Source organism: Enterobacter cloacae complex sp. 2024EL-00227 (genome assembly GCF_043945315.1).
Classification (GTDB): domain Bacteria; phylum Pseudomonadota; class Gammaproteobacteria; order Enterobacterales; family Enterobacteriaceae; genus Enterobacter; species Enterobacter roggenkampii.
The window spans coordinates 145,596-167,292 of sequence record NZ_JBIMQP010000008.1 but is presented as its reverse complement, the minus strand read 5'-3'; the positions used below and the strand labels follow the sequence as shown (position 1 = coordinate 167,292).

Annotated in this window: 23 protein-coding genes and 2 tRNA genes; 13 read left to right on the top strand and 12 right to left on the bottom strand. The window is 56.5% G+C overall.

The window, feature by feature from the left end; all coding sequences use genetic code 11:
• Nucleotides 1-3: 3 nt before the first annotated feature.
• From sufC to ACHH0Z_RS15525, 5 genes are all read left to right on the top strand, one after another.
• Nucleotides 4-750 carry a Fe-S cluster assembly ATPase SufC gene (gene sufC / locus ACHH0Z_RS15545; protein WP_008500629.1) on the top strand — a complete coding sequence of 249 codons (747 nt, stop codon included), beginning with the start codon at nucleotides 4-6 and terminating at the stop codon, nucleotides 748-750.
• The gene (sufD, locus tag ACHH0Z_RS15540) at nucleotides 725-1,996 is read left to right on the top strand and encodes a Fe-S cluster assembly protein SufD (RefSeq protein WP_045353747.1); all 1,272 of its coding nucleotides are present in this window, start codon (nucleotides 725-727) and stop codon (nucleotides 1,994-1,996) included. Before sufC ends, sufD begins: the two co-directional genes overlap by 26 nt.
• Nucleotides 1,993-3,213, top strand: coding sequence for a cysteine desulfurase SufS (sufS, locus tag ACHH0Z_RS15535; protein WP_045406260.1), 1,221 nt, complete (start codon nucleotides 1,993-1,995; stop codon nucleotides 3,211-3,213). Before sufD ends, sufS begins: the two co-directional genes overlap by 4 nt.
• 14 nt (nucleotides 3,214-3,227) lie before the next feature.
• Complete coding sequence (sufE, locus tag ACHH0Z_RS15530; protein ID WP_045406258.1) at nucleotides 3,228-3,644, top strand: cysteine desulfuration protein SufE; 417 nt, start codon at nucleotides 3,228-3,230, stop codon at nucleotides 3,642-3,644.
• 97 nt (nucleotides 3,645-3,741) lie between these two features.
• Nucleotides 3,742-4,755, top strand: a complete 1,014-nt coding sequence (locus ACHH0Z_RS15525) for a L,D-transpeptidase family protein (protein ID WP_045336088.1) — start codon at nucleotides 3,742-3,744, stop codon at nucleotides 4,753-4,755.
• Between the two features lie 60 nt (nucleotides 4,756-4,815).
• Here the strand turns inward: ACHH0Z_RS15525 and lpp are convergent, their stop codons facing one another.
• The 4 genes from lpp to ACHH0Z_RS15505 all read right to left on the bottom strand — a co-directional run bounded on the left by lpp (nucleotide 4,816) and on the right by ACHH0Z_RS15505 (nucleotide 9,679).
• Nucleotides 4,816-5,052, bottom strand: coding sequence for a murein lipoprotein Lpp (gene lpp / locus ACHH0Z_RS15520; protein ID WP_001082307.1), 237 nt, complete (start codon nucleotides 5,050-5,052; stop codon nucleotides 4,816-4,818).
• A 309-nt stretch (nucleotides 5,053-5,361) separates the two neighbouring features.
• Nucleotides 5,362-6,774, bottom strand: a complete 1,413-nt coding sequence (gene pykF / locus ACHH0Z_RS15515; RefSeq protein ID WP_045284943.1) for a pyruvate kinase PykF — start codon at nucleotides 6,772-6,774, stop codon at nucleotides 5,362-5,364.
• A gap of 377 nt (nucleotides 6,775-7,151) precedes the next feature.
• Nucleotides 7,152-8,297: a PLP-dependent aspartate aminotransferase family protein gene (locus tag ACHH0Z_RS15510; RefSeq protein ID WP_021241113.1), complete on the bottom strand. Its 1,146-nt coding sequence runs from the start codon at nucleotides 8,295-8,297 to the stop codon at nucleotides 7,152-7,154.
• An 11-nt stretch (nucleotides 8,298-8,308) separates the two neighbouring features.
• The gene (locus ACHH0Z_RS15505) at nucleotides 8,309-9,679 is read right to left on the bottom strand and encodes a cystathionine beta-synthase (RefSeq protein WP_045406252.1); all 1,371 of its coding nucleotides are present in this window, start codon (nucleotides 9,677-9,679) and stop codon (nucleotides 8,309-8,311) included.
• Between the two features lie 400 nt (nucleotides 9,680-10,079).
• On the opposite strand from ACHH0Z_RS15505, the gene ACHH0Z_RS15500 reads away from it, so the two are divergent.
• From ACHH0Z_RS15500 to fumD, 4 genes are all read left to right on the top strand, one after another.
• Complete coding sequence (locus tag ACHH0Z_RS15500) at nucleotides 10,080-11,102, top strand: methionine ABC transporter ATP-binding protein (RefSeq protein WP_023618908.1); 1,023 nt, start codon at nucleotides 10,080-10,082, stop codon at nucleotides 11,100-11,102.
• The gene (locus tag ACHH0Z_RS15495) at nucleotides 11,095-11,763 is read left to right on the top strand and encodes a methionine ABC transporter permease (RefSeq protein ID WP_008500617.1); all 669 of its coding nucleotides are present in this window, start codon (nucleotides 11,095-11,097) and stop codon (nucleotides 11,761-11,763) included. The genes ACHH0Z_RS15500 and ACHH0Z_RS15495 overlap by 8 nt, the downstream gene beginning before the upstream one ends.
• A gap of 23 nt (nucleotides 11,764-11,786) precedes the next feature.
• On the top strand, nucleotides 11,787-12,599 hold the full coding sequence (locus ACHH0Z_RS15490) for a MetQ/NlpA family ABC transporter substrate-binding protein (protein WP_008500616.1): 813 nt from the start codon (nucleotides 11,787-11,789) through the stop codon (nucleotides 12,597-12,599).
• Nucleotides 12,600-12,709: 110 nt separating this feature from the next.
• Nucleotides 12,710-12,919 (top strand): fumarate hydratase FumD, encoded by a 210-nt coding sequence (gene fumD, locus ACHH0Z_RS15485; RefSeq protein WP_008500615.1) that lies wholly within the window; start codon nucleotides 12,710-12,712, stop codon nucleotides 12,917-12,919.
• On the opposite strand, the gene ACHH0Z_RS15480 is transcribed toward fumD, so the two are convergent.
• The 4 genes from ACHH0Z_RS15480 to ACHH0Z_RS15465 are packed head-to-tail and all read right to left on the bottom strand — an operon-like array spanning nucleotide 12,900 to nucleotide 15,993.
• On the bottom strand, nucleotides 12,900-13,586 hold the full coding sequence (locus tag ACHH0Z_RS15480) for an amino acid ABC transporter permease (protein ID WP_032674617.1): 687 nt from the start codon (nucleotides 13,584-13,586) through the stop codon (nucleotides 12,900-12,902). The two genes, fumD and ACHH0Z_RS15480, sit on opposite strands and share 20 nt — an antisense overlap.
• A complete protein-coding gene (locus tag ACHH0Z_RS15475; RefSeq protein ID WP_008500613.1) occupies nucleotides 13,570-14,346 on the bottom strand; it encodes an amino acid ABC transporter permease in 777 nt (258 codons plus the stop codon). Before ACHH0Z_RS15475 ends, ACHH0Z_RS15480 begins: the two co-directional genes overlap by 17 nt.
• The gene (locus ACHH0Z_RS15470; protein WP_045406249.1) at nucleotides 14,346-15,161 is read right to left on the bottom strand and encodes an amino acid ABC transporter ATP-binding protein; all 816 of its coding nucleotides are present in this window, start codon (nucleotides 15,159-15,161) and stop codon (nucleotides 14,346-14,348) included. The genes ACHH0Z_RS15475 and ACHH0Z_RS15470 overlap by 1 nt, the downstream gene beginning before the upstream one ends.
• A gap of 1 nt (nucleotide 15,162) precedes the next feature.
• Nucleotides 15,163-15,993, bottom strand: a complete 831-nt coding sequence (locus ACHH0Z_RS15465; protein ID WP_021241119.1) for an ABC transporter substrate-binding protein — start codon at nucleotides 15,991-15,993, stop codon at nucleotides 15,163-15,165.
• 245 nt (nucleotides 15,994-16,238) lie between these two features.
• On the opposite strand from ACHH0Z_RS15465, the gene ACHH0Z_RS15460 reads away from it, so the two are divergent.
• Nucleotides 16,239-16,406 (top strand): hypothetical protein, encoded by a 168-nt coding sequence (locus ACHH0Z_RS15460; protein WP_008500610.1) that lies wholly within the window; start codon nucleotides 16,239-16,241, stop codon nucleotides 16,404-16,406.
• 144 nt (nucleotides 16,407-16,550) lie between these two features.
• Nucleotides 16,551-17,957, top strand: coding sequence for a DUF1996 domain-containing protein (locus ACHH0Z_RS15455; protein WP_045406247.1), 1,407 nt, complete (start codon nucleotides 16,551-16,553; stop codon nucleotides 17,955-17,957).
• Nucleotides 17,958-18,002: 45 nt separating this feature from the next.
• On the opposite strand, the gene ACHH0Z_RS15450 is transcribed toward ACHH0Z_RS15455, so the two are convergent.
• Entirely contained in the window at nucleotides 18,003-18,143 is a 141-nt protein-coding gene (locus ACHH0Z_RS15450; RefSeq protein WP_008500607.1) for a hypothetical protein, read from the bottom strand.
• A 125-nt stretch (nucleotides 18,144-18,268) separates the two neighbouring features.
• Between ACHH0Z_RS15450 and ACHH0Z_RS15445 the strand changes: the two genes are divergently transcribed.
• Both ACHH0Z_RS15445 and ACHH0Z_RS15440 read left to right on the top strand, forming a co-directional pair.
• The gene (locus tag ACHH0Z_RS15445) at nucleotides 18,269-19,051 is read left to right on the top strand and encodes an MBL fold metallo-hydrolase (protein WP_045406245.1); all 783 of its coding nucleotides are present in this window, start codon (nucleotides 18,269-18,271) and stop codon (nucleotides 19,049-19,051) included.
• Between the two features lie 72 nt (nucleotides 19,052-19,123).
• Nucleotides 19,124-19,759 (top strand): carbonic anhydrase, encoded by a 636-nt coding sequence (locus ACHH0Z_RS15440; RefSeq protein WP_008500605.1) that lies wholly within the window; start codon nucleotides 19,124-19,126, stop codon nucleotides 19,757-19,759.
• 28 nt (nucleotides 19,760-19,787) lie between these two features.
• Here ACHH0Z_RS15440 and ACHH0Z_RS15435 read toward each other — a convergent pair whose 3' ends face one another.
• The 3 genes from ACHH0Z_RS15435 to ACHH0Z_RS15425 all read right to left on the bottom strand — a co-directional run bounded on the left by ACHH0Z_RS15435 (nucleotide 19,788) and on the right by ACHH0Z_RS15425 (nucleotide 21,660).
• Nucleotides 19,788-21,383, bottom strand: coding sequence for an FAD-NAD(P)-binding protein (locus tag ACHH0Z_RS15435; RefSeq protein ID WP_045406242.1), 1,596 nt, complete (start codon nucleotides 21,381-21,383; stop codon nucleotides 19,788-19,790).
• A gap of 119 nt (nucleotides 21,384-21,502) precedes the next feature.
• A tRNA-Val gene (locus ACHH0Z_RS15430) sits at nucleotides 21,503-21,579 on the bottom strand.
• Nucleotides 21,580-21,583: 4 nt separating this feature from the next.
• A tRNA-Val gene (locus ACHH0Z_RS15425) sits at nucleotides 21,584-21,660 on the bottom strand.
• Between the last annotated feature and the right edge of the window lie 37 nt (nucleotides 21,661-21,697).

Sequence of the window (21,697 nt, the reverse complement as noted above, 5' to 3'; positions counted from 1 at the left end):
CACATGTTAAGCATTAAAGATTTACAGGTCAGCGTAGAAGATAAAGCCATCCTGCGTGGCCTCAATTTTGACGTCAAGCCGGGCGAAGTCCACGCCATCATGGGGCCGAACGGTTCCGGGAAAAGTACGCTTTCTGCGACGCTGGCGGGACGCGAAGATTATGAGGTGACCCACGGCTCGGTCGAATTTAACGGCAAAGATCTGCTGGAGATGTCGCCGGAAGACCGCGCGGGCGAGGGCATCTTTATGGCCTTCCAGTATCCGGTAGAAATCCCCGGCGTCAGCAACCAGTTCTTCCTGCAAACCGCGCTCAACGCGGTGCGGAAATACCGGGGGCTGGAGGCGCTCGACCGCTTCGACTTCCAGGATTTAATGGAAGAGAAAATCAAGCTGCTGAAAATGCCGGAAGATTTGCTCACCCGCTCGGTGAACGTCGGTTTTTCCGGCGGCGAGAAAAAGCGTAACGACATTTTGCAGATGGCGGTGCTGGAGCCCGAGCTGTGCATTCTGGATGAGACCGACTCCGGTCTGGATATCGACGCCCTGAAGATTGTCGCCGACGGGGTGAACGCCCTGCGCGACGGCAAGCGCTCGTTTATTATCGTCACCCACTACCAGCGCATTCTGGACTACATCAAGCCGGATTACGTCCACGTGCTTTACCAGGGGCGCATTGTGAAATCCGGTGATTTTACGCTGGTTAAACAACTGGAGGAGCAGGGTTATGGCTGGCTTACCGAACAGCAGTAATGCGCTCCAGCAGTGGCACCGGCTGTTTGAAGCCCAGGGCGGCACGCGCTCTGAGCAGGCGCAACAGCATCTGCAGCAGATGCTGCGTCTTGGCCTGCCGACGCGTAAGCATGAGAACTGGAAATACACCCCGCTTGATGGCTTGCTGAACGCTGAGTTTGTTACCCGTCTGGCGGATCTCACGCCTGCGCAGCGTGACGCGCTGGCAGTTGGCGTGGATGCCGTGCGCCTGGTGTTTGTCGACGGTCAGTTCCGCCCTGAGCTGAGCGACACGCTCCAGGAGAGCGGCTTTGAGATTGAGATAAACGACGATCGCCAGCGCCTGAGCGCCCCGGTTCAGCCTGAGGTCTTTCTGCACCTGACCGAAAGCCTGGCCCGCAGCGTGACGCATATCGGCGTGAAGCGTAACCAGCGTCCGGCCAAACCGCTGCTGCTGATGCACATCACTCAGGGTCTGGACGGCGCCGAAATCAATACCGCGCACTATCGCCACCATCTTGAGCTGGCGGAGGGGGCGGAGGCCACGGTCATCGAACACTACGTCAGCCTCAATGAGACACGTCACTTTACCGGGTCGCGACTGACGATGAACGTGGCGGCGAATGCCCAGCTACACCACATCAAGCTGGCGTTTGAGAATGCGCAGAGCCACCACTTTGCCCATAACGACATTGTCCTGGGACAGGATGCCGCCGCGTACAGCCACAGCTTCCTGCTCGGCGGGGCGGTGCTGCGCCACAACACCAGCACGCAGCTCAACGGTGAAAACACCACGCTGCGCATCAACAGCCTGGCGATGCCGGTTAAATCAGAGGTATGCGATACGCGCACCTGGCTTGAGCACAACAAAGGCTACTGCAACAGCCGCCAGCTGCACAAAACCATCGTGAGTGATAAAGGGCGCGCGGTGTTTAACGGCCTGATTAACGTGGCGCAGCACGCCATTAAAACCGACGGGCAGATGACCAACAACAATCTGCTGTTAGGTCGCCTTGCAGAGGTGGACACCAAGCCGCAGCTGGAGATCTACGCCGACGACGTGAAATGCAGCCACGGTGCGACGGTCGGGCGAATCGACGACGAGCAGATGTTCTACCTGCGCTCGCGCGGCATCGACCAGCAGGCGGCGCAGAAAATGATTATCTACGCGTTTGCCGCCGAACTGACGGAAGCGCTGCACGATGGTCAGTTAAAACTGCAGGTGCTGGATCGGATCGGTCAGCGCCTGCCTGGAGGCGAAGCATGAGTTTTCCCGTCGAAAAAGTACGGGCAGATTTCCCGGTTCTGACCCGTGAAGTAAACGGTCTGCCGCTGGCCTACCTGGACAGCGCGGCCAGCGCGCAGAAGCCGAATCAGGTGGTGGATGCCGAAGCCGAGTTTTATCGCCACGGCTATGCCGCCGTGCATCGCGGTATTCACACCCTGAGCGCCGAGGCGACCCAGCGTATGGAAAACGTGCGCACGCAGCTTGCTGCCTTCCTTAACGCCCGCTCGCCGGAAGAACTGGTCTTTGTTCGCGGGACCACCGAAGGGATCAACCTTGTCGCTAACAGCTGGGGCAACGCGCAGGTCCACGCGGGGGATAACATCATCATCACCCAGATGGAGCACCACGCCAATATCGTCCCGTGGCAGATGCTCTGCGAGCGCGTAGGGGCGCAGCTGCGGGTGATCCCACTAAACGCTGACGGGACGCTTCAGCTTGAGCAGCTTGACCTCTTGCTGGACGACCGCACGCGGCTGGTGGCGGTTACCCAGGTCTCCAACGTGCTGGGGACAGAAAACCCGGTGGCAGAGATCGTCGAGAAGGCCCATCAGGCGGGCGCAAAGGTCCTGATTGACGGCGCTCAGGCGGTGATGCACCACGCGGTTGACGTCCAGGCGCTGGACTGTGATTTCTACGTCTTTTCAGGCCACAAGCTCTACGGGCCGACCGGGATTGGCGTGCTGTATGTGAAAGAAGAGATCCTGCAGGCGATGCCGCCGTGGGAAGGGGGCGGGTCGATGATCGCCACCGTCAGCCTGACGGAAGGCACAACCTACGCGCGCGCCCCGTGGCGTTTTGAGGCGGGCACGCCCAACACCGGGGGCATTATCGGGCTGGGGGCGGCGGTCTCTTACGTCTCTGCCATCGGTCTTGATGCCATTCAGGAGTATGAACAGCTGCTGATGCACTACGCGCTTGCAGAGCTTGCCAGCGTGCCGGATTTGACCCTCTACGGGCCTGCCAACCGGCAAGGGGTAATCGCGTTTAATCTTGGGAAACACCACGCCTATGACGTGGGCAGTTTCCTCGATAACTACGGCGTGGCGGTCCGCACCGGGCACCACTGCGCCATGCCGCTGATGGCGTTTTACCAGGTACCGGCAATGTGCCGCGCATCGCTGGTGATGTACAACACGACGGAAGAGGTCGACAGGCTGGTGGCGGGGCTGAAGCGCATTCACCAGCTGCTGGGCTAACGGAGAGGCAAAAGATGGCAGAGCTGCCGGACAAAGATAAATTACTGCGCAACTTCTCGCGTTGCGCAAACTGGGAAGAGAAGTATCTCTATATCATCGAGCTGGGACAGCGTTTGCCGCCGCTCGGTGAAGAGGCGCGCAGCCCGGAGAACAGTATTCAGGGCTGCCAGAGCCAGGTGTGGATTGTGATGGCGCAGTCGGATGACGGCACGATTGAATTGCGCGGCGACAGCGATGCCGCCATTGTAAAAGGGCTTATTGCGGTCGTCTTTAGCCTTTACCAGCAGATGTCTGCGCAGGATATCGTCGCGTTCGATGTTCGTCCGTGGTTTGAAAAAATGGCCTTAACCCAACACCTCACCCCGTCCCGCTCTCAGGGACTGGAAGCGATGATTCGCGCCATTCGCGCCAAAGCTGCAATCCTTAGCTAGACTTACAGAACAGCATTCATTCTGTTTCGCGAGGTGGTTCCCGCCTCGCTGGTTTTTCAGCTTTCTGGCGTTCTGTCAGTGAATAAGGAATCTCAGCATGAAGCGCGCGTCTCTCATTACTCTATTACTCCTCAGTTCGCTCGGCGCCCTTCATTCGGCCCGCGCGATGGACTATCCGTTGCCGCCCGCAGGCAGTCGTCTGATTGGGCAAAATCAAACCTACACGATACAGGAAGGGGATAATAAGCTGCAGACCATCGCCCGCCGGTTTAATACGGCGGCGCAGGTGCTCCTGGAAACCAACAATACCATTGCGCCGGTAAACCCTGCGCCGGGCACCGTGATAACCATTCCGTCGCAAATGCTGTTGCCGGATACGCCCCGCGAGGGGATTGTGGTGAATCTTGCTGAGCTTCGGCTCTACTACTTCCCGCCGGGGCAAAATATTGTTCAGGTTTATCCTCTGGGCATTGGTCAGCTGGGGCTGGAAACGCCGGTGACGACCACGCGGGTGAGCCAGAAGATCCCGAATCCCACCTGGACACCCACGCCGGGCATACGAGCACGTTCTCTGGAGCAGGGCATTAAACTGCCTCCGGTGGTCCCTGCCGGGCCAAATAACCCGCTAGGACGCTTCGCACTGCGTTTAGGCGTGGGGAATGGGGAATATCTCATTCATGGCACCAGCGCGCCGGACAGCGTTGGCCTGCGTGTCAGCTCTGGCTGTATGCGGATGAACGCCCCGGACATTAAGGCGCTGTTCGAACAGGTGCGGGTGGGCACGCGGGTGCAGATTATCAATGAACCCGTGAAGTTCTCCGTGGAGCCGGATGGTAAACGCTATATTGAGGTCCACCGTCCGCTGGCGCAGGTAGAAGGGGAAAATCCGCAGGTCTCGCCAATTACCCATTCCGCCGACTTTGCGGCCTTTGTTTCTCAGGCAGGAAGCGATAAGGCGCTGATTGATAAAGCGCTGTCACGTCGTGCAGGGATCCCGGTTATTGTGTCGTCCGGTAGCGGCCCGTCAGCCAGCAATAGCGTGTTGTCGGTGCAGAACAGCCGGGTGTCTGCTGCGGTAGCGGAAGATGAAGGGGAGAGGGTGACGCAGTAGGCGTTTGACGCAGGCAAAAAAAATGGCGCACAATGTGCGCCATTTTATTAACAGGTACTATTACTTACGGTATTTAGTAGCCTGGTTGTCCAGACGCTGGTTAGCGCGAGCTGCGTCGTCTTTAGCAGCCTGAACGTCGGAACGCATTGCGTTCACGTCGTTGCTCAGCTGGTCAACTTTAGCGTTCAGAGTCTGAACGTCAGAAGACAGCTGATCGATTTTAGCGTTGCTGGAGCAACCAGCCAGCAGAGTAGAACCCAGGATTACCGCGCCCAGTACCAGTTTAGTACGATTCATTATTAATACCCTCTAGATTGAGTTAATCTCCATGTAGCGTTACAAGTATTACACAAAGTTTTTTGGGTTGAGAATATTTTTTTGATGGGAATACACCTATTTTTGATCGTTCGCTCAAAGAAGCACCGAATCAGCCGGTTTCGGGCAAAAATCTAAGGAAAAAAAGGCATTTATCATCGGATTCATCTTAGATAATTCGCAATTAAATAGAAAAACCCGATTTGCATTTTGAATGCGTTTGGCTAATGCCGGGAATAAAAAAAGCGCCCAATGGGCGCTTTTTATCCAAATTAATTCGTTCGGGAATTATTACAGCACGTGAACAGATGCGGTATTGGTGGTGCCGCTTGGTACCAGGGCGCCAGAAACCATGACCACAACGTCGCCTTTCTGTGCCAGACCGCTTTCCAGAGCCAGTGCTTTACCCTGAATGTAGAAATCGTCAGTAGAGGCGATCTCTTTAACCAGGTGCGCAACGACGCCTTTGCTCAGCACCAGCTGACGAGCGGTGGTTTCGTTGGTGGTCAGGGCCAGGATGGTCGCATCCGGGAAGTATTTACGCACGGCGCGCGCAGATTTACCGCCCTGAGTAGCAACCACAATCAGTGGTGCTTCCAGTTTCTCAGCAGTTTCTACCGCACCGCGGCATACTGCTTCGGTGATACGCAGCTTGCGGCTGTCGTTGTTGAAGTCCAGACGGCTGGTCATCACGCGGTCAGTACGTTCACAGATGGTCGCCATGATGCCGACCGCTTCCAGCGGGTATTTACCTTTCGCGGATTCACCGGACAGCATTACTGCGTCAGTACCGTCGAGAATGGCGTTTGCCACGTCGCCTGCTTCAGCGCGGGTTGGGCGTGGGTTTTTGATCATGGAGTCCAGCATCTGCGTGGCGGTGATAACCACTTTACGCGCGCGCACACACTTCTCGATCATCATCTTCTGCGCGAAGATCACTTCTTCAACCGGGATTTCAACGCCCAGGTCACCACGTGCAACCATGATGCCGTCAGACGCTTCGAGGATTTCGTCGAAGTTGTTCAGGCCTTCCTGGTTTTCGATTTTGGAGATGATCTGGATCTTCTCGCCGCCGTGTGCTTTCAGGTGCTCACGGATTTCAACCACGTCGGAACGCTTACGGATGAAGGAGGCCGCGACGAAGTCAACGCCTTGCTCGCAGCCGAAGATCAGGTCCTGTTTGTCTTTTTCAGCCAGGGCTGGCAGCGCGATGGAGACGCCCGGCAGGTTAACGCCTTTGTTTTCGCCCAGGTCGCCGTTGTTCAGCACTTTACAGATAACTTTGTTGCCTTCGATAGCGGTGACTTCCATACCGATCAGGCCATCGTCGACCAGCACGGTGTTACCGACGGACAGATCGCTGGTGAAGCCTTCGTAGGTCACTGCAACGATTTCGCTGTTGCCGACGACGGATTTGTCGGTGGTGAAGGTGAAGGTCTGGCCCGCTTTCAGAGAGACGTCGTTACCGCCTTCCAGCTTGATGGTACGGATTTCTGGACCTTTGGTATCCAGCAGGATGGCCGCTTTTTTACCGGTCTTGCTCATCACGTTACGCAAGTTCTGGATGCGCTGGCCGTGCTCTGCGTAGTCACCGTGGGAGAAGTTCAGACGCATCACGTTCATGCCGGCGTCCAGCATTTTGCTCAGCATCTCTTCAGATTCGGTTTTCGGGCCGATAGTACAAACAATTTTCGTCTTTTTCATGACAGTCTTAGTCTTTAAGTTGGGAAGGATATGGAAATCTCGCTCCGGGGGCGCACCGCCGCGGAGTCAAACCTGTGTTGCAAAAGAGTATATGACACGCACTAAGGATAGGAGACATCAAATGAGCGTGCAGAAGAAAGTGTGCCTGAGTGACAGCCCAACGAAGGAGAGGAGAAGTTGTACGTTGTTTTTTGTATTCCAAGCGCTGAAACCATTCACCAGGGATTAGGCGCGCATTATACGCTGATTTTAAGATAAAAGGAAAATGGAAACGGTGTTTCAGAAATAATCTGTGCTGTTTCACATAATATTGTTATCAAGGCGTTAAGCCATGATGACAACTTATCGCGGCAGGTGAGGGACCTGCCGCACTTTGCTTATTTTTGCAGCGCCTGGCTGAGGTCGGCAATCAGGTCTTTTGGATCTTCAATCCCCACCGACAGGCGGATCAGCTGCGGCACAATGCCGTTCGCCAGACGTTGCTCAAGCGGAATTGAGGCGTGGGTCATGCTATAAGGCTGGCTCACCAGACTTTCCACGCCGCCCAGGCTTTCCGCAAGGGTGAACAACTTCAGGTTGCGAATCACCTCGGTGGCGCGTTGCGCATCGCCTTTTACCACGACGGAAATCATGCCACCGGGCAGCGCCATCTGCGTGCGGGCAAGCTGGTACTGCGGATGCGATTCCAGTCCTGGATAGTACACGTTTTCGACCAGCGGATGCTGCTCCAGCCATTGCGCAATCGCCAGCGCGTTGGTGCTGTGCTTTTCGACCCTCAGCGCGAGCGTGCGAATACCGCGCAGCGTCAGGAAGCTGCTGAACGGATCCAGAACGCCGCCCACCGCGTTCTGCAGATAGCCGAGCTTGTCCGCCAGCGCCTTGTTATCGCCCACCACCGCCAGCCCGGCGACGACGTCAGAGTGGCCGTTAAGGTATTTAGTGGCCGAGTGCACCACGATATCGAACCCGGACTCCAGCGGACGGTGGATCACCGGCGACGCGAAGGTGTTATCCGCCACGCTGATGACGTTATGACGACGGGCGATCGCCGCGATGGCCGCCAGATCGGCCAGCTTCAGCAGCGGGTTGGTTGGCGTTTCGACCCAGACCATACGCGTTTCCGGGCGAATGGCGGCCTCGAGCCCGGCCAGGTCGTCCGGTTTGACCCAGCTGACCTGCAGCCCGGTGCTGCGCTTGCGCACGTTTTCAATCAGGCGGTACGTCCCGCCGTAAACGTCATCAATGGCGACAATATGGCTGTCTTTATCCAGCAGTTCGAGCACCGTGGAGATGGCCGCCAGACCGGAGGCAAAAGCGTAGCCGCGCGTGCCGCCTTCCAGTTCGGCAATCGCCGTTTCCAGCGCATGGCGGGTAGGGTTGCCGCTGCGGGAGTACTCGTAGCCGGTATGCTCCCCGGGCGCGGGTTGCGCAAACGTCGAGGTGGCGTAAATCGGCGGCATGACGGCGCCGTGCTGGTCGTTAAATTCGCCGCTGTGGACGCTGAGGGTGGCCAGATTTTTCATCATTGATTCCTTTATTGCTGTAGACGGTTGCGCCAGGCGGTCAGAACGTCGCTGCGCGTAATCAGACCGAGAAAATGGTCGTTGTCATTAATGACGGCCACAAGGCCGCGGTCGAAGATGGCGTGCAGGGCGCTTTCCGGCGCGTGCTTGTCAAGGAACTCGACCTGACGCGTCATGGCTGCCGTCACCGGCAGCGCGAAGCGATCGCCGTCGCCGCCGATATGCCGCAGGAGATCCCACTCGTCGATAATGCCCACCACCTTGCCGTCCTCCAGCACCGGCAGCTGGGAGATGTCATACAGACGCATGCGCGCCAGGACGGTGGAAAGCGTGTCGTCCGGGGCCGCGGTGACGGTGGCACCTTCGTCGTGGCGCAGGGCGATGTAGTCGGAGAGATCGCCGGCCTGAGGACGCGTGATCAGCCCCTGCTGTCGCATCCAGTCGTCGTTGAACATCTTCGAGAGATATTTATTGCCGCTGTCGCAGGCGAAGGTCACCACGCGCTTCGGTGTGCTCTGCGCCTGGCAATACTTCAGCGCGGCCGCCAGCAGCGTGCCGCTGGAGGAGCCCGCCAGAATGCCTTCCGTTTTCAGCAGCTCGCGCGCGGTGGTGAACGCTTCGCGGTCGGTGATGCGCCAGGCGCGATTCACCCCTTCAATGTGGGCCAGCGGAGGAATAAAGTCTTCGCCAATTCCCTCAACCAGCCAGGAGCCCGCGTCGTGGTAGCGTCCGGTTTCCACCTGGTCGGCGAGAACGGATCCGGCCGGGTCAGCCAGGACAAATTCCGTGTGCGGAGAGTGCTCGGCGAACCACGCCTGCAGGCCGCCCAGCGTGCCGCCTGAGCCGACACCCACGACGATGGCGTCGATCCTGCCGTCAAGCTGTTCATACAGTTCCGGCGCCGTGGTGGTGCGGTGCGCCAGCGGGTTGGCTTCGTTGTTGAACTGGTCGATGTAAAACGCGCCCGGCAGTTCGTTCGCCAGACGCTGGGCGTAATCCTGGTAATAGGCAGGATGGCCTTTGTTGACGTCGGAGCGGGTCAGCACCACCTGGGCACCCAGCGCGCGCAGGTGGAAAATCTTCTCGCGGCTCATTTTGTCCGGCACCACCAGGATTAGCGAGTAGCCTTTCTGGGCGGCAATAAGGGCCAGGCCGAGACCGGTATTGCCCGCCGTGGCTTCAATTATCGTGCCGCCAGGCTGCAGCTTACCGGTACGTTCCGCTTCGTTAATCATCGACAGCGCAACGCGATCCTTAATCGACCCGCCCGGATTTTGGTTTTCCAGCTTCAGAAAGAGCGAGCAGGGACCGGTATCAAGCTTATGCAGCTGGATCAGCGGGGTACGACCAATCAGTTCAGTGACGGAGTGATAAATCGTCATGATGTTTTCCTTTCTGGATGTCATGACGGGATGATAGGGCGGTGAAATTTTCTCAAGAAAGAACCATTCACTGCCTTTTAGAACAGAAAGGAATATAAATGATGTTTTTGGATGTCAGGACAGCAAGACGTAAAGTTGTCTGGATGTGAGGATGGCTATATCCGCATAAAATGCTGCAAAAATGAGCGTTTTTGCAGGGTGTCAGCCATCAAATATACATCAGGCAGATAATCATTGCTGAAATTCATCTAAATGCTTCCCACCCGGTAAATCCGCTATTTATTCCTCAAAGTTATAACACATTCTTTTTTGTTCATTTAAAAGCTGATAACGCCTGTTTACTATCGTTTGGACATCCATACTGCTAAACCGCCACGGGCGGCACGGATAACGAATAAGAATGATAGTTCTCAGCAATATTTCGAAGGTTTTTGACAACGGAAAGGTGGCGCTCACGGCCGTTGATAATGTCAATTTGACGATAGCACAGGGACAGATATACGGGATCATCGGTTACAGCGGCGCAGGTAAAAGTACGCTTATTCGCTTGCTGAATGGTCTGGAAAAACCGAGCAGCGGCAGCGTAACCATCAACGGGCAGAACATTTCTGCCGCAAAAGGTGAAGCCCTGCGCCAGGCGCGTCTGAAGATCAGCATGGTGTTTCAGCACTTCAACCTGCTGTGGTCGCGCACGGTCAGCGAGAATATTGCGTTCTCGATGCAAATTGCCGGCGTACCAAAAGCCGAAATAAAGGCCCGCGTGGCCGAGCTTATTGAACTCGTTGGCCTGAAAGGTCGCGAGCATGCCTATCCGTCACAGCTGAGCGGTGGGCAAAAGCAGCGCGTGGGTATTGCGCGTGCGCTGGCTAATCGCCCGGATGTGCTGCTCTGCGATGAAGCCACCTCCGCGCTTGACCCGCAGACCACCGATCAGATCCTCGATCTGCTGCTTGATATTAACCGTCGTTTCAGGCTGACCATCGTGCTGATCACGCACGAGATGCACGTGGTGCGCAAAATCTGCGACCGCGTGGCGGTGATGGAGAACGGTAAGGTGGTGGAAGAGGGAGACGTGCTGAGCGTCTTTACCCATCCGCAGCAGCCGATTACGCAGCAGTTTGTCCGTCAGGTGAGCCAGTACGCTGAAGAAGAAACCTTCAATACCGAACTGGCAAACGATCTGGAAGGCACGGTCATCAGGTTGACCTTTACCGGGCACAGCACGCATAAACCGATTGTGGGCGAACTGACGCTGCGCTACGGCCTGCCGTTTAACATTCTGCACGGAAAAATGACCCAAACCGCTCACGGCGTGTTTGGTCAGCTCTGGGTGCACGTCGTGGCATCTGATGAACAACTGAACAATATCCTCGCCGACCTGCAGCACAGCGATATTGAAGGCGAGGTGATTAAACATGGCTGAGAATCTCTTTCCGCATCTCAAGTGGGATCAGCTCTGGGCGGCGACGCTGGAGACGCTGTACATGACTGCGCTGTCCGGCGTGGCAACTTTCGTCCTGGGCATCGTGCTGGGTCTGGCGCTGTTTTTAACCGCGCGCGGCGGATTGTTCCACAACCGCACGGTGTATAGCGTCATTTCGATTGTGGTGAACGTGTTCCGCTCGATTCCGTTCATCATTTTGATTGTGCTGCTGATCCCGTTCACCAAGACCGTTGTCGGCACCATTCTTGGCGCCAACGCGGCGCTGCCGGCCCTGATTGTGGGTGCCGCACCGTTCTACGCACGCCTGGTGGAGATCGCCCTGCGTGAAGTGGATAAAGGCGTCATCGAAGCCACACGCTCGATGGGCGCACGACTGAGCACGCTCGTGTTTCGGGTTTTACTGCCGGAATCATCACCCGCACTGGTCTCGGGTATTACGGTGACGCTGATTGCGCTGGTGAGCTACAGCGCCATGGCGGGGGTGATTGGCGCCGGTGGTTTGGGAAATCTGGCTTATCTGGAAGGATTCCAGCGCAACCATGGTGACGTCACGCTGGTGGCAACGGTGACCATTCTGATCATCGTTTTCATTATCCAGTTCTGCGGCGATGTCATTACTTCACTGTTAGATAAACGCTAATAAATACACACAGGAACCACATCATGAAAAAGACACTGACACTGATCGCCGCTGCAACCCTGAGCGCCCTGAGCTTCGCCTCCTGGGCCGACACCCTGACCGTGGGCGCGTCCAACACGCCGCATGCGGAAATTCTGGAGCAGGCAAAGCCGATTCTGGCGAAGCAGGGTATCGACCTGGAGATTAAACCGTTCCAGGACTACATCCTGCCGAACACCGCGCTGGCGGGTCATGACATCGACGCGAACTATTTCCAGCACATTCCTTACCTGAACAGCGTGCTGAAAGATCATGCGGGCGATAAGGACTACGATTTTGTCAGTGCGGGCGCGATCCACATTGAACCAATCGGCATCTACTCCAAAAAATACAAGTCGCTGAAAGACCTGCCGGAAGGTGGCAAGATCATCATGCGTGACGCGGTTTCTGAAGAGGGCCGTATTCTTTCCATCTTCGAGAAAGAGGGCGTGATCAAGCTGAAGCCGGGCATCGATAAAGTGACCGCGCGCATCAGCGACATCGTCGAGAACCCGAAAAAGCTGAAGTTTACGCCTAACGTGGAAGCGTCTCTGCTGCCGCAGATGTACAACAATAACGAAGGCGACGCGGTGGTGATTAACGCCAACTACGCGATTGACGCGGGTCTGGATCCGGTTCATGACCCGATTGCGGTTGAGAGCGGTGAAAACAACCCGTATGCCAACATTATCACCGTGCATCGCGGTGACGAGAAGAAGAAGGACATCGTCGCGCTGGTGAACGTGCTGCACTCGAAAGAGATTCAGGACTGGATCCGCACCAAGTACAAAGGCGCGGTCATTCCAGTAAACAACTAATTGACTGATTTTACAGATGAAGCCCGGCGAGAGACTCGCCGGGCTTCTTTTTTGTATCCGGCAGGAGAATCATTTAAGCTCAACGTTTAACAGGCAATGGAGTGATGACGATGGGTAACGTGACCAAAGATGAAGCGCTGTACCAGGAGATGTGCCGGGTGGTCGGAAAAGTGGTGCTCGAGATGCGTGATTTAGGGCAGGAGCCAAAGCATATTGTCATTGCCGGTGTTCTGCGTACCGCGCTGGCGAACCAGCGCGTGAAACGCAGTGAATTGACAACCGAAGCGATGGAAACGGTGGTTAAAGCGCTGGCCGGGTAAGGCGCCAGCGCTTCGCAAGCTGCTCAAGCGAGCAGCAGAGCAGGTAATAGACCACGCCCGTAAAGATAAAAATGGCCGCCGGATAGATTTGCACCCGGTTGTTGACCTGTCCCGCCACCGTGGTCAGCTCCGGGACGTTCACGATAAACGCCAGCGACGTATCCTTCAGCAGGCTGATAAAAATCCCCACCAGAGACGGCAAAATATTCCCCAGCGCCTGCGGCAGCAGCACGCGCCTCAGGGTTTGCTGCGTGCTGAATCCCTGTGACAGCGCGGCTTCGTACTGCCCGGTCGGCAGCGCGCTCAGCCCGGCCAGGACCGAGTGCATCACGGTGGCCGCCGTAAACCAGGCCAGCGCCAGCGTGACGGTCAGCGCTCCCGGCAGATCGCCCCCGGTGATGAGCGGCAGGAGATACCACATCCAGAAAATCACGAAGATGAGCGGGATCCCGCGAATCAGCTCTGCCCATAAAAAGAGGGCTTTGCGCACGAGCCCGGTAAAGCGCCAGGCCAGGCACGCGAGCGCAATCCCAGCGGGCAGGGCGATAACGGCTGCTCCAGTCGCCATCATCAGCGAGAGCAACACGCCCCCCGGTTCACCGGCTGCCGCGCGTCCCCACAGCAGATAATCGAGGTTATCGGTGATGACATTAAGTCCGGCAATCATGTTTTTCACTCCCTGCGGTAGCGACGATCGGACGTTTACGTTTCGCCTGCGGCCCAAGGCGAACCAGCACCATTCCCATGACCAGACCGGTCAGGAGATAGAGTGCGGTACCGAGGGTAAATGCCTCCAGCGCGTGCGCGTTATAGCTTTCGATCTGCCTGACCTGGTAGGTGAGCTCGGCGAAGCCAATCCCGCTGGCGAGCGAGGAGAGCTTCATCAGGTTGAGATACTGGCCCACAACGGGCTGCCAGGCGTTAGCCAGCCCCTGCGGCAGCAGGATGTAGCGAAACACGCGCCACGTGGAGAAACCCTGGGCGAGCGCCGCCTCCCGTTGCCCGGCTGGCACAGACCGCAAGCCTGATTCCACTTCTTCGATTAAAAACGCCGAGGTAAATACGCCCAGCCCCCAGGCAGAACATAAAAATTCGGGCGTAAACCACCAGACGTCGCCGGGCAGAATGGACCAGCTGTGATCGGCGTTGACCGCGTCGCGAAACGCCTGCGGCAGGCCGTTCCAGGCGGCAAAATACCAGAACAGCAGCTGCACCAGCAGCGGGGTATTGCGAAACAGCGATACCCAGCCGCTGACGATCGCTTTCCCGACGCGTCCACCGGACAGGCGCAGGAGCATAAAGAGCAGTGCGAGCAGGCTGGCCAGCGCGATCCCCGCCAGCGTCACCCACAGGGTGGTGAGAAATCCGGAAAGTATCCACTGCAGAGGCTGTCCGGTCAGTACTCCCTGCCAGTCGAGCGCGGGCATTACAGATGCTCCTGATGCAGCGGGTCCAGCACCTTTTGCAGGAACCGCTGCGCGCGCGGATGCGCTGGCTGGCTGAAAAACTGTGCCGGCGGCGCGGTTTCCAGAATGTGCCCGCCGTCGATAAAGACAATCCGGTCGGCGATTTCCCGGGCAAACTGCATCTCGTGGGTCACCACGATCATCGTGATCCCGCTGTGGGCGAGGGCTTTCATCACAAACAGCACTTCACCAATCATCTCGGGATCGAGTGCCGACGTCGGCTCGTCAAAGAGAATGATTTGCGGTGACGAGGCCAGGGCGCGGGCAATCGCCACCCGCTGCTGCTGTCCACCGGAAAGCTCAGCCGGGTAATGGTGGGCTTTTTCCAGCATCCCGACTTTCTCCAGCAGGGCCAGCGCGCGCTCCTGAGCGGGGAGCGGCTTCCAGCCGTGGACGTGCTCAAGCGCCAGGGTGATGTTCTGGCTGGCGGTGAGGTGGGCATAAAGATTGAACTGCTGAAACACAAACCCCACGCGGCTTCGCAGCTGGCGCAGCCCGCTACCGGAGAGCTTTCCGGTAGGCTTGTTGTCGACCAGGATCTCCCCGCCGCTCAGGGGTTCAAGCTGGTTGATAAGACGAATCAGGGTGGATTTACCGGAACCCGACGGGCCGAGGATGGCCACCACTTCACCGGGCGTAATAGTGAGGTTAATGTCGTTCAAAACCTGATGGTCACCGTAGCGTTTGTCCACGTGGCGAAACTCGACGCTGGCCTGTTCCAGATGTGAAAAATCCGCGGCACCGGCCGCGGAGTGTGAAAATAAACCTGAGAGCATATTACTTAGCTTCTATTTTAAAGGCGCGAGGCTGTGGGGCTGGGGTGCCTGGACCAAACCAGACGTCGTAGATTTTTGCCGCCTGGCCGTTCTTCTCGAGATTGACCAGCTCATCGTTGACGGCTTTCAGCAGCGCCGTTTCACCTTTCTTCACCCCCACGCCAATCTCTTCTTTACTGAGCAGGTCGGGCAGGATTTTGAAGTTGGCTTTGTCCGGCGCCTGCGCCAGCAGACCGGCCAGAATGGTGCTGTCCTGAGTGATGGCCTGTACGTTGCCGTTGCGCAGCGCGGTCAGCGCCAGCGGAATATCGTCATAAGAGAGGACGCGGGACTGCGGGAAGCGCTGGTGCAGCGCCTGCTCGCCCGTCGTGCCTTTGACCGCGCCAATGCGCGCCCGGCTGTAGTCATCGAGCTTGTCCGGAGATTTCGCCGGAACGAGGAACTGCTGGCCGGTAACGAAGTAAGGCGTCGAGAAATCAATGACCTGTGCGCGTTCTGGGGTGATAGTAATATCCGCCACGATCAGGTCGGCTTTGCCGGACTGCAGCAGCGGAATGCGGTTGGCCGGATTGGTGGCAACCAGTTCAAGCTTCACGCCGAGCGATGTTGCCAGCGCTTTGGCGAAGTCCACGTCGTAACCCACGATCTCATGCGTTTTGGCATCAATCGAGCCAAACGGCGGGTTGGCATCAAACGTGGCGACTTTCACCACCCCTGCTGCCTTGATATCCGCCAGCTGATCGGCCTGCGCCTGCGCTGAAAACAGGCCCCAGGCTGCCACTACGCCCAGAACCAGCGTCCGTTTTTTAAACCCTTTCATTTTTGCTGCCATAGTCATACGCCATCCCGTTGTTTTTGTTTTACCCCGTTACGCTCCCATAAGGGAAAGCTATCGCCAAATAAGAAATCGTTCTTTGCTATGAGCAAAAAAGCATTAGTGAACAAGGTGTTAATGAAGCGTGAAAAGGACGGGGCGCTATTTGCAGATCCTGCACATCGACAGTGGATTTTGGTATTTCCCCTGCACGGGATTGGGGTGCTTAACTGAAGGCAGATACGGCGAGAGAGGGTAAGACGATGAAAAAATGGATCAGCACGTTACGGCGGTTTTTTGCGACCCGACCAGCGAATGCGGAGAACAGCGCGCAACGTGTTCTTGAGTCGATACTGCCTGTCGCCAGCCTGTATGGCGTAGACGTTGCCAACATTGACCCGGAGTGGTTCCATGATAAAACGCCACGCTGAACTGCGCCGCACGCGCGAAACGTACTGGAATGAGGTGTGCGTGACGTCTGTAAAGCCTCAAAAGACGGAAAAGTACGCTCTGAATCATTCGGTTAATTAGCCCGCTTTTGTTACCAATGTGTCCTTTCAGTCATGGAGAAAATGATGAAACGGACCACGTTAACACGCGCGCTTTCTGTCCCTGCGCTACTTTTCACAATTCATGCGGCACACGCCGCACCGCAGGCGCATGTTGTTTGCGGCTATTCCCATACCCTTGGCGATGACGCCATTATGATGTACGGCATGCCCAACGAGGCCATGCTGCACGACTTCTTCGGCAACGTGCAAACGGATGCTGACTCCAGCCGTGAATCCCTGCGCCGGGATGAAAAGACCACCTGCGATAACAAAGCCGACAGCTCTGCCTACTGGGCACCTTCGCTTCGCCTGCCTGACGGCACGGTCGTCAAACCGGCGTATCAAAAAACCTATTATCAGGCATCGAACGTGGACGCCTGGCCGCTACACCCTTTCCCGGCGGGGCTGTCGCTGCTGGCGGGCGACCATCACGGTAGTGCGCCGAATCCACATATCACCTTTTTATGTGCCAACGGCAAGGGTTACACCACCAAAGCCGGTGAGGTCTGCGGCTTGCGCAAGGCGAACGATGCCGTGCAGTTTAATATCGGCATTCAGTTTCCTAACTGCTGGGATGGAGTGAACCTGAAGCCTGCCCATGGTCTGATTAACGCCACCTACGACGTCAAGGGGCAGTGCCCGTCCACCTTCCCGGTGAAAATTCCCACCGTGAACATGAACATTGCTTACGTACTCCCGACGATTAGCTCGCTTGATACCAGCAAAGTGCAGCTCTCCATGGACCCCATCATACACGGCGATGAGCGAGAAGAGCGGTGGGGTAGCCTGTATACGGCGCATGCAGATTTTATGAACGGCTGGACGGAAGACGCCGCGCGCTTTATGACGGACCTGTGCATGAACCGCGGGTTAGATTGTGGCACCACCGTCCCGTATGGTTATTCCAGAGCGAAGGCCAACGTCTGGCTCAGCAGCCTGGAGCCAGACCTCTCCCAGCCCGAACCGCAGGTTTTACTGGTGCAGGATAACTGGCAGAACGGGGGACGCACGAAAAACAGCGAAACGCTGTCGCTGGTGAAGTTCCACATTCCCCCTCTGCCTGCCGGGCAGGATCCTTCGCAGTTTACATACCGCGTGCGGATTTATGGCGGCAAAGTGGAAACTAACGGTGCCGATCAGATCTTCTTCTATCCGGCCAGCAATGACTGGGATCCTGCTACCGTAAGATGGGCCTCGCGTCCGGCCTGTAACTATCGCTCCGACGCAGTGCTCTATCTGAACCATTCTCGTGAATACCGGATGGTGAACGTGGACAAAGCCGTGCGCAAGGCGCTGGCGGAAGGAAAAACCGAAATCTCGTGGTATATCGGCGGTGACCGCCAGGGGAATCATTACCAGTTCGAACCGGCGTCTTCATCAGAAAGCCTGGTTCTGATGCTAACGGGGTTTAAAAAGACGCCTGAGCTGTAATCTTCCCCGCAATGAAAAAAGCACCGGTTTTCCGGTGCTTTTTTATCAGATCTTGCAGGCGTCGCCGCAGTCGTCGTCGGCAATAATCGCCTGCGCTTTTTTATCCGCATCGTCCAGACGTTCTGCGTTACGCTCTTCCGCTTCATCCAGACCGTTAAAAACTAAGTTATCGAGATCAATTTCCATGTTGCACCTGCTCTGTTCGGTTTTTGATACTGGCACAGTATAGGGTAAAAAACGCCAGCAATGTACCTCGCAGCACATAAGGATAATCCCTGCCATACTCAGTGCTTTATCACTGAGGAGCGCTCATGATTACACTCTGTAGAACCTGCGGTACTTCCTATGAGGGAACGCCGGAGAGATGTGCCATTTGCGAGGATGAACGTCAGTATGTTCCGGCCAGCGGCCAGGCGTGGATCGATTACGCGACGGTAACGGCGACACACGCCAACAAATGGCAGCAGCTGGAGCCGCAGTTATTCAGTATCAAGACGGTACCCGCTTTTGCCATTAACCAGCGGGCACTCCTCCTGCGTACTCCCCACGGTAACATTCTCTGGGACTGCATCGCCAACCTTGATCCTGCAACCCAAACGCTCATCGCCGCACTCGGCGGCCTTCGCGCGATTGCGATTTCTCATCCGCACTATTACACCACGATGCAGGAGTGGGCCGCGGCTTTCGACGCGCCGGTCTATCTGCACGTGAGCGATAGCGAATGGGTGATGCGCGACAGCCCGGCGATTCATTTCTGGGATGGCGATGCGCTGGAGATAGTACCGACGGTTACGCTGCTGCGTCTCGGCGGGCATTTTGCGGGCGGAACGGTACTGCACTGGCAGGAGGGCGAGGGCGTTTTACTGGCGGGAGATATTTTGCAGGTGACCCCAGGGAAAGAGGCCGTGTCGTTCATGTGGAGCTACCCGAATATGCTTCCGCTGCCTGCCCGTACGGTTGAGGACGTTACCCGGCGCCTGGCGGGAAAATCGTTCGCCCGTCTTTACGGCGCGTTCGAAGGGCAGAACATTCCGGCAAACGCCGATGACATCGTGCAGCGGTCGGGCCAGAAATATATTGCTTGTCTCAAGTGAAGCACGGTGGGTAAACTTTGCGAGTGTGATCTCGATCATGCCTAAACGAAAACAGATAAAAGAGAAATTGCTATGCAACATATCATTGAAGGTTTTCTCAGCTTTCAAAAAGAGATTTTCCCGCAACGTAAAGAGCTCTTTCGCAGTTTAGCGTCCAGCCAGAATCCCAAAGCGCTGTTTATCTCCTGCTCCGACAGCCGTCTGGTCCCTGAACTGGTCACCCAGCAAGAGCCGGGACAACTCTTTGTTATTCGTAATGCTGGCAACATTGTTCCACCGTTCGGGCCGGAGCCAGGCGGCGTCTCTGCAACTATCGAGTACGCGGTAGTGGCGCTGGGCGTGACCGACATCGTGATCTGCGGTCACTCTAACTGCGGCGCGATGAAGGCGATTGCCGATAACGCGAACCTGGAGCCGATGCCTGCTGTATCGCACTGGCTGCGCTATTCCGACGCGGCAAAAGCCGTGGTAGAGAAAAAAAGCTGGGATAAGCCGATCGATAAAGTGAATGCGATGGTGCAGGAAAACGTCTTTGCGCAGCTCAGCAACATCAAGACCCACCCGTCCGTCGCGGTGGGCCTGCGTAATAACTCGCTTCGCCTGCACGGCTGGGTATACGACATTGAAAGCGGCAAAATTCTCGCCCTGGATAAAGCGACGAAAAGCTTCGTCTCGCTGTCTGAAAACCCGGAAGTGTTCTTCGAATAATCTCGCGTTGCAGGGCATGGAAGCCCTGTCAGTTCTCCACGTACGGTAACCGACGCCGTATACCTGAGGCCGGTTTTTCAGCCGCCTTCGCCATCGCTTCTGCAATCTCCGCACACTCTGCCAGCCCCTGAACGAAGGGACGATCGTGCATCAGCCACGGTATTGCGCCGAAGGCGATGCGCCCACGAACCGTTTCTGGCGCTTTTAACGTGTAATCCTCGCCGATGTCGGGGATCTCATCGCCCGTCTCCTCAAGCTGTCTGCGCAGCGATGGGAAAGGCAGATCGTTTGTTTTAAGCGGCTTTTGCCCGCGCGCATCAATAAAGACGTCGAAACGATAAACGGTCTCTTGTGTGGTGATGACTGTCCGATCGCTGCCGGCATCAAGCGTGTAATCATCGCCGAGCGCCGCCACGCTAATGATGCCGGCCTCGCGAAGCGCAAGCAGCCTGCGAATAGACTGCGGCGGGATGGCAGCATAATTGTCGATAAACACGCGAGCCAGGCCCTGCTTAAAGCGTTTTCTGTCCTGCTCGCTAAGATGGGGAACGATCTCCTGAACGACCTCATGCAGCCGAAGCACGGTGTAGCGCCACGCCACGGTACGGCGTTCGCGTTTATTGCGTTCAACCTCGTTGAGATTCTCTTCCGCCCAGGTAAAGGGCCCGTGGCGCTTACGATCCTCAAACCAGGCCTCACGAATGGTGTCCGCATTCAGCGTATGCAGAGACATTTTCTCGCACCACGCCGGGTCGGCGAGTTCAAGCTCTTTCGCCATCAGGGCAAAGACTCGGTCAAGCAGGCCATCCGGTCCTTTGGCTATCTCGCTTTCCACTACGAATTCGGTCAATACCGACAGCGGTTCATAAGGGATGGGGCAGTAAAAATCGGCTTCCGGGAGAATGCCCGTCCGTGACATCAGCGTAATGTTTAACCCTTCGCTGCCGCTGTCGAGGATGAATTTACCGTCACGAAACTCGCCGTGCTGCATCACCACCGCCATAGCCGCGTCCAGACCGCTCAACGAGGTGCCCATAATGCCCACGCGGCAAGGGGGAATGCGGGCGTCCATCAGGCCGGACCACGGGCTTGGGAAGAACGTGCGCGTGGCTTCATCCTCCTCTGGCCAGACGTGGCCGGTGGCAATAACCGCCAGGTCGAATTTATCCGCTAATGTGCGGTCATTGACCGAAATCGTCACGCCGTTTGTCGAAGGGTTGATGTCGGTGACCTTCGCAGATTCATGGACCTCAACCTGGAAGCCCAGCTTTTTCGCCTCTTTTACGATTGAACGAAAGCTGTCGCGAAAATACTCTCCCAACAGGATCCTGGGCAGGAACTGCCGATCGTGCAGGCTGGCTTTATCAACTTTAAAGTGCGCCAGATGGTCGTCGCTTTGCTCCTTAAGCCAGTCGAGGTAGGTCATAAAAATGGGCGGGATTTCAATGCTCGCAATGTTCGCCAGCATCAGCCGGGAATTATCGTCATCGTTATAGGGCATGCCCACGCCAGCTTCATCGGCCTGTTCAAAGACGGAAACGGAGAGTGGGGTATTGTTATTAAGCAGATGATAAAAGGTGTAAATTCCCGTGGGGCCGGAGCCGATAATCGCGATCTTCTTCATCAACACGTTTCCTGTGTTTCTTTCCATAGGAAAAGCGTAGCAGGAGAATAATGATGAAAATAAGGGATTAAGAAAATTCAGGATAACTGAAGAGAATTTGCACCATTTCAGGACTGAAATGGTGCGTCCGAGTGGACTCGAACCACCGACCCCCACCATGTCAAGGTGGTGCTCTAACCAACTGAGCTACGGACGCAGAATGGTGCGTTCAATTGGACTCGAACCAACGACCCCCACCATGTCAAGGTGGTGCTCTAACCAACTGAGCTATGAACGCAACGTGTTGTCGGTGACAACGGGGACGAATATTAGCG

What these genes read in the sequence shown, in the direction of transcription:
- ACHH0Z_RS15440 (WP_008500605.1), top strand. Translation starts at nt 19,124, where the DNA reads ATGCAACATATCATTGAAGGTTTTCTCAGCTTTCAAAAAGAGATTTTC.
- ACHH0Z_RS15475 (WP_008500613.1), bottom strand. Translation starts at nt 14,346, where the DNA reads ATGCCCGCGCTCGACTGGCAGGGAGTACTGACCGGACAGCCTCTGCAG.
- ACHH0Z_RS15495 (WP_008500617.1), top strand. Translation starts at nt 11,095, where the DNA reads ATGGCTGAGAATCTCTTTCCGCATCTCAAGTGGGATCAGCTCTGGGCG.
- ACHH0Z_RS15505 (WP_045406252.1), bottom strand. Translation starts at nt 9,679, where the DNA reads ATGACGATTTATCACTCCGTCACTGAACTGATTGGTCGTACCCCGCTG.
- ACHH0Z_RS15455 (WP_045406247.1), top strand. Translation starts at nt 16,551, where the DNA reads ATGAAACGGACCACGTTAACACGCGCGCTTTCTGTCCCTGCGCTACTT.
- ACHH0Z_RS15500 (WP_023618908.1), top strand. Translation starts at nt 10,080, where the DNA reads ATGATAGTTCTCAGCAATATTTCGAAGGTTTTTGACAACGGAAAGGTG.
- sufE (WP_045406258.1), top strand. Translation starts at nt 3,228, where the DNA reads ATGGCAGAGCTGCCGGACAAAGATAAATTACTGCGCAACTTCTCGCGT.
- ACHH0Z_RS15510 (WP_021241113.1), bottom strand. Translation starts at nt 8,297, where the DNA reads ATGAAAAATCTGGCCACCCTCAGCGTCCACAGCGGCGAATTTAACGAC.
- lpp (WP_001082307.1), bottom strand. Translation starts at nt 5,052, where the DNA reads ATGAATCGTACTAAACTGGTACTGGGCGCGGTAATCCTGGGTTCTACT.
- ACHH0Z_RS15470 (WP_045406249.1), bottom strand. Translation starts at nt 15,161, where the DNA reads ATGCTCTCAGGTTTATTTTCACACTCCGCGGCCGGTGCCGCGGATTTT.
- ACHH0Z_RS15445 (WP_045406245.1), top strand. Translation starts at nt 18,269, where the DNA reads ATGATTACACTCTGTAGAACCTGCGGTACTTCCTATGAGGGAACGCCG.
- ACHH0Z_RS15460 (WP_008500610.1), top strand. Translation starts at nt 16,239, where the DNA reads ATGAAAAAATGGATCAGCACGTTACGGCGGTTTTTTGCGACCCGACCA.
- ACHH0Z_RS15490 (WP_008500616.1), top strand. Translation starts at nt 11,787, where the DNA reads ATGAAAAAGACACTGACACTGATCGCCGCTGCAACCCTGAGCGCCCTG.
- ACHH0Z_RS15525 (WP_045336088.1), top strand. Translation starts at nt 3,742, where the DNA reads ATGAAGCGCGCGTCTCTCATTACTCTATTACTCCTCAGTTCGCTCGGC.
- pykF (WP_045284943.1), bottom strand. Translation starts at nt 6,774, where the DNA reads ATGAAAAAGACGAAAATTGTTTGTACTATCGGCCCGAAAACCGAATCT.
- ACHH0Z_RS15480 (WP_032674617.1), bottom strand. Translation starts at nt 13,586, where the DNA reads ATGATTGCCGGACTTAATGTCATCACCGATAACCTCGATTATCTGCTG.
- sufD (WP_045353747.1), top strand. Translation starts at nt 725, where the DNA reads ATGGCTGGCTTACCGAACAGCAGTAATGCGCTCCAGCAGTGGCACCGG.
- fumD (WP_008500615.1), top strand. Translation starts at nt 12,710, where the DNA reads ATGGGTAACGTGACCAAAGATGAAGCGCTGTACCAGGAGATGTGCCGG.
- ACHH0Z_RS15450 (WP_008500607.1), bottom strand. Translation starts at nt 18,143, where the DNA reads ATGGAAATTGATCTCGATAACTTAGTTTTTAACGGTCTGGATGAAGCG.
- ACHH0Z_RS15435 (WP_045406242.1), bottom strand. Translation starts at nt 21,383, where the DNA reads ATGAAGAAGATCGCGATTATCGGCTCCGGCCCCACGGGAATTTACACC.
- sufS (WP_045406260.1), top strand. Translation starts at nt 1,993, where the DNA reads ATGAGTTTTCCCGTCGAAAAAGTACGGGCAGATTTCCCGGTTCTGACC.
- sufC (WP_008500629.1), top strand. Translation starts at nt 4, where the DNA reads ATGTTAAGCATTAAAGATTTACAGGTCAGCGTAGAAGATAAAGCCATC.
- ACHH0Z_RS15465 (WP_021241119.1), bottom strand. Translation starts at nt 15,993, where the DNA reads ATGGCAGCAAAAATGAAAGGGTTTAAAAAACGGACGCTGGTTCTGGGC.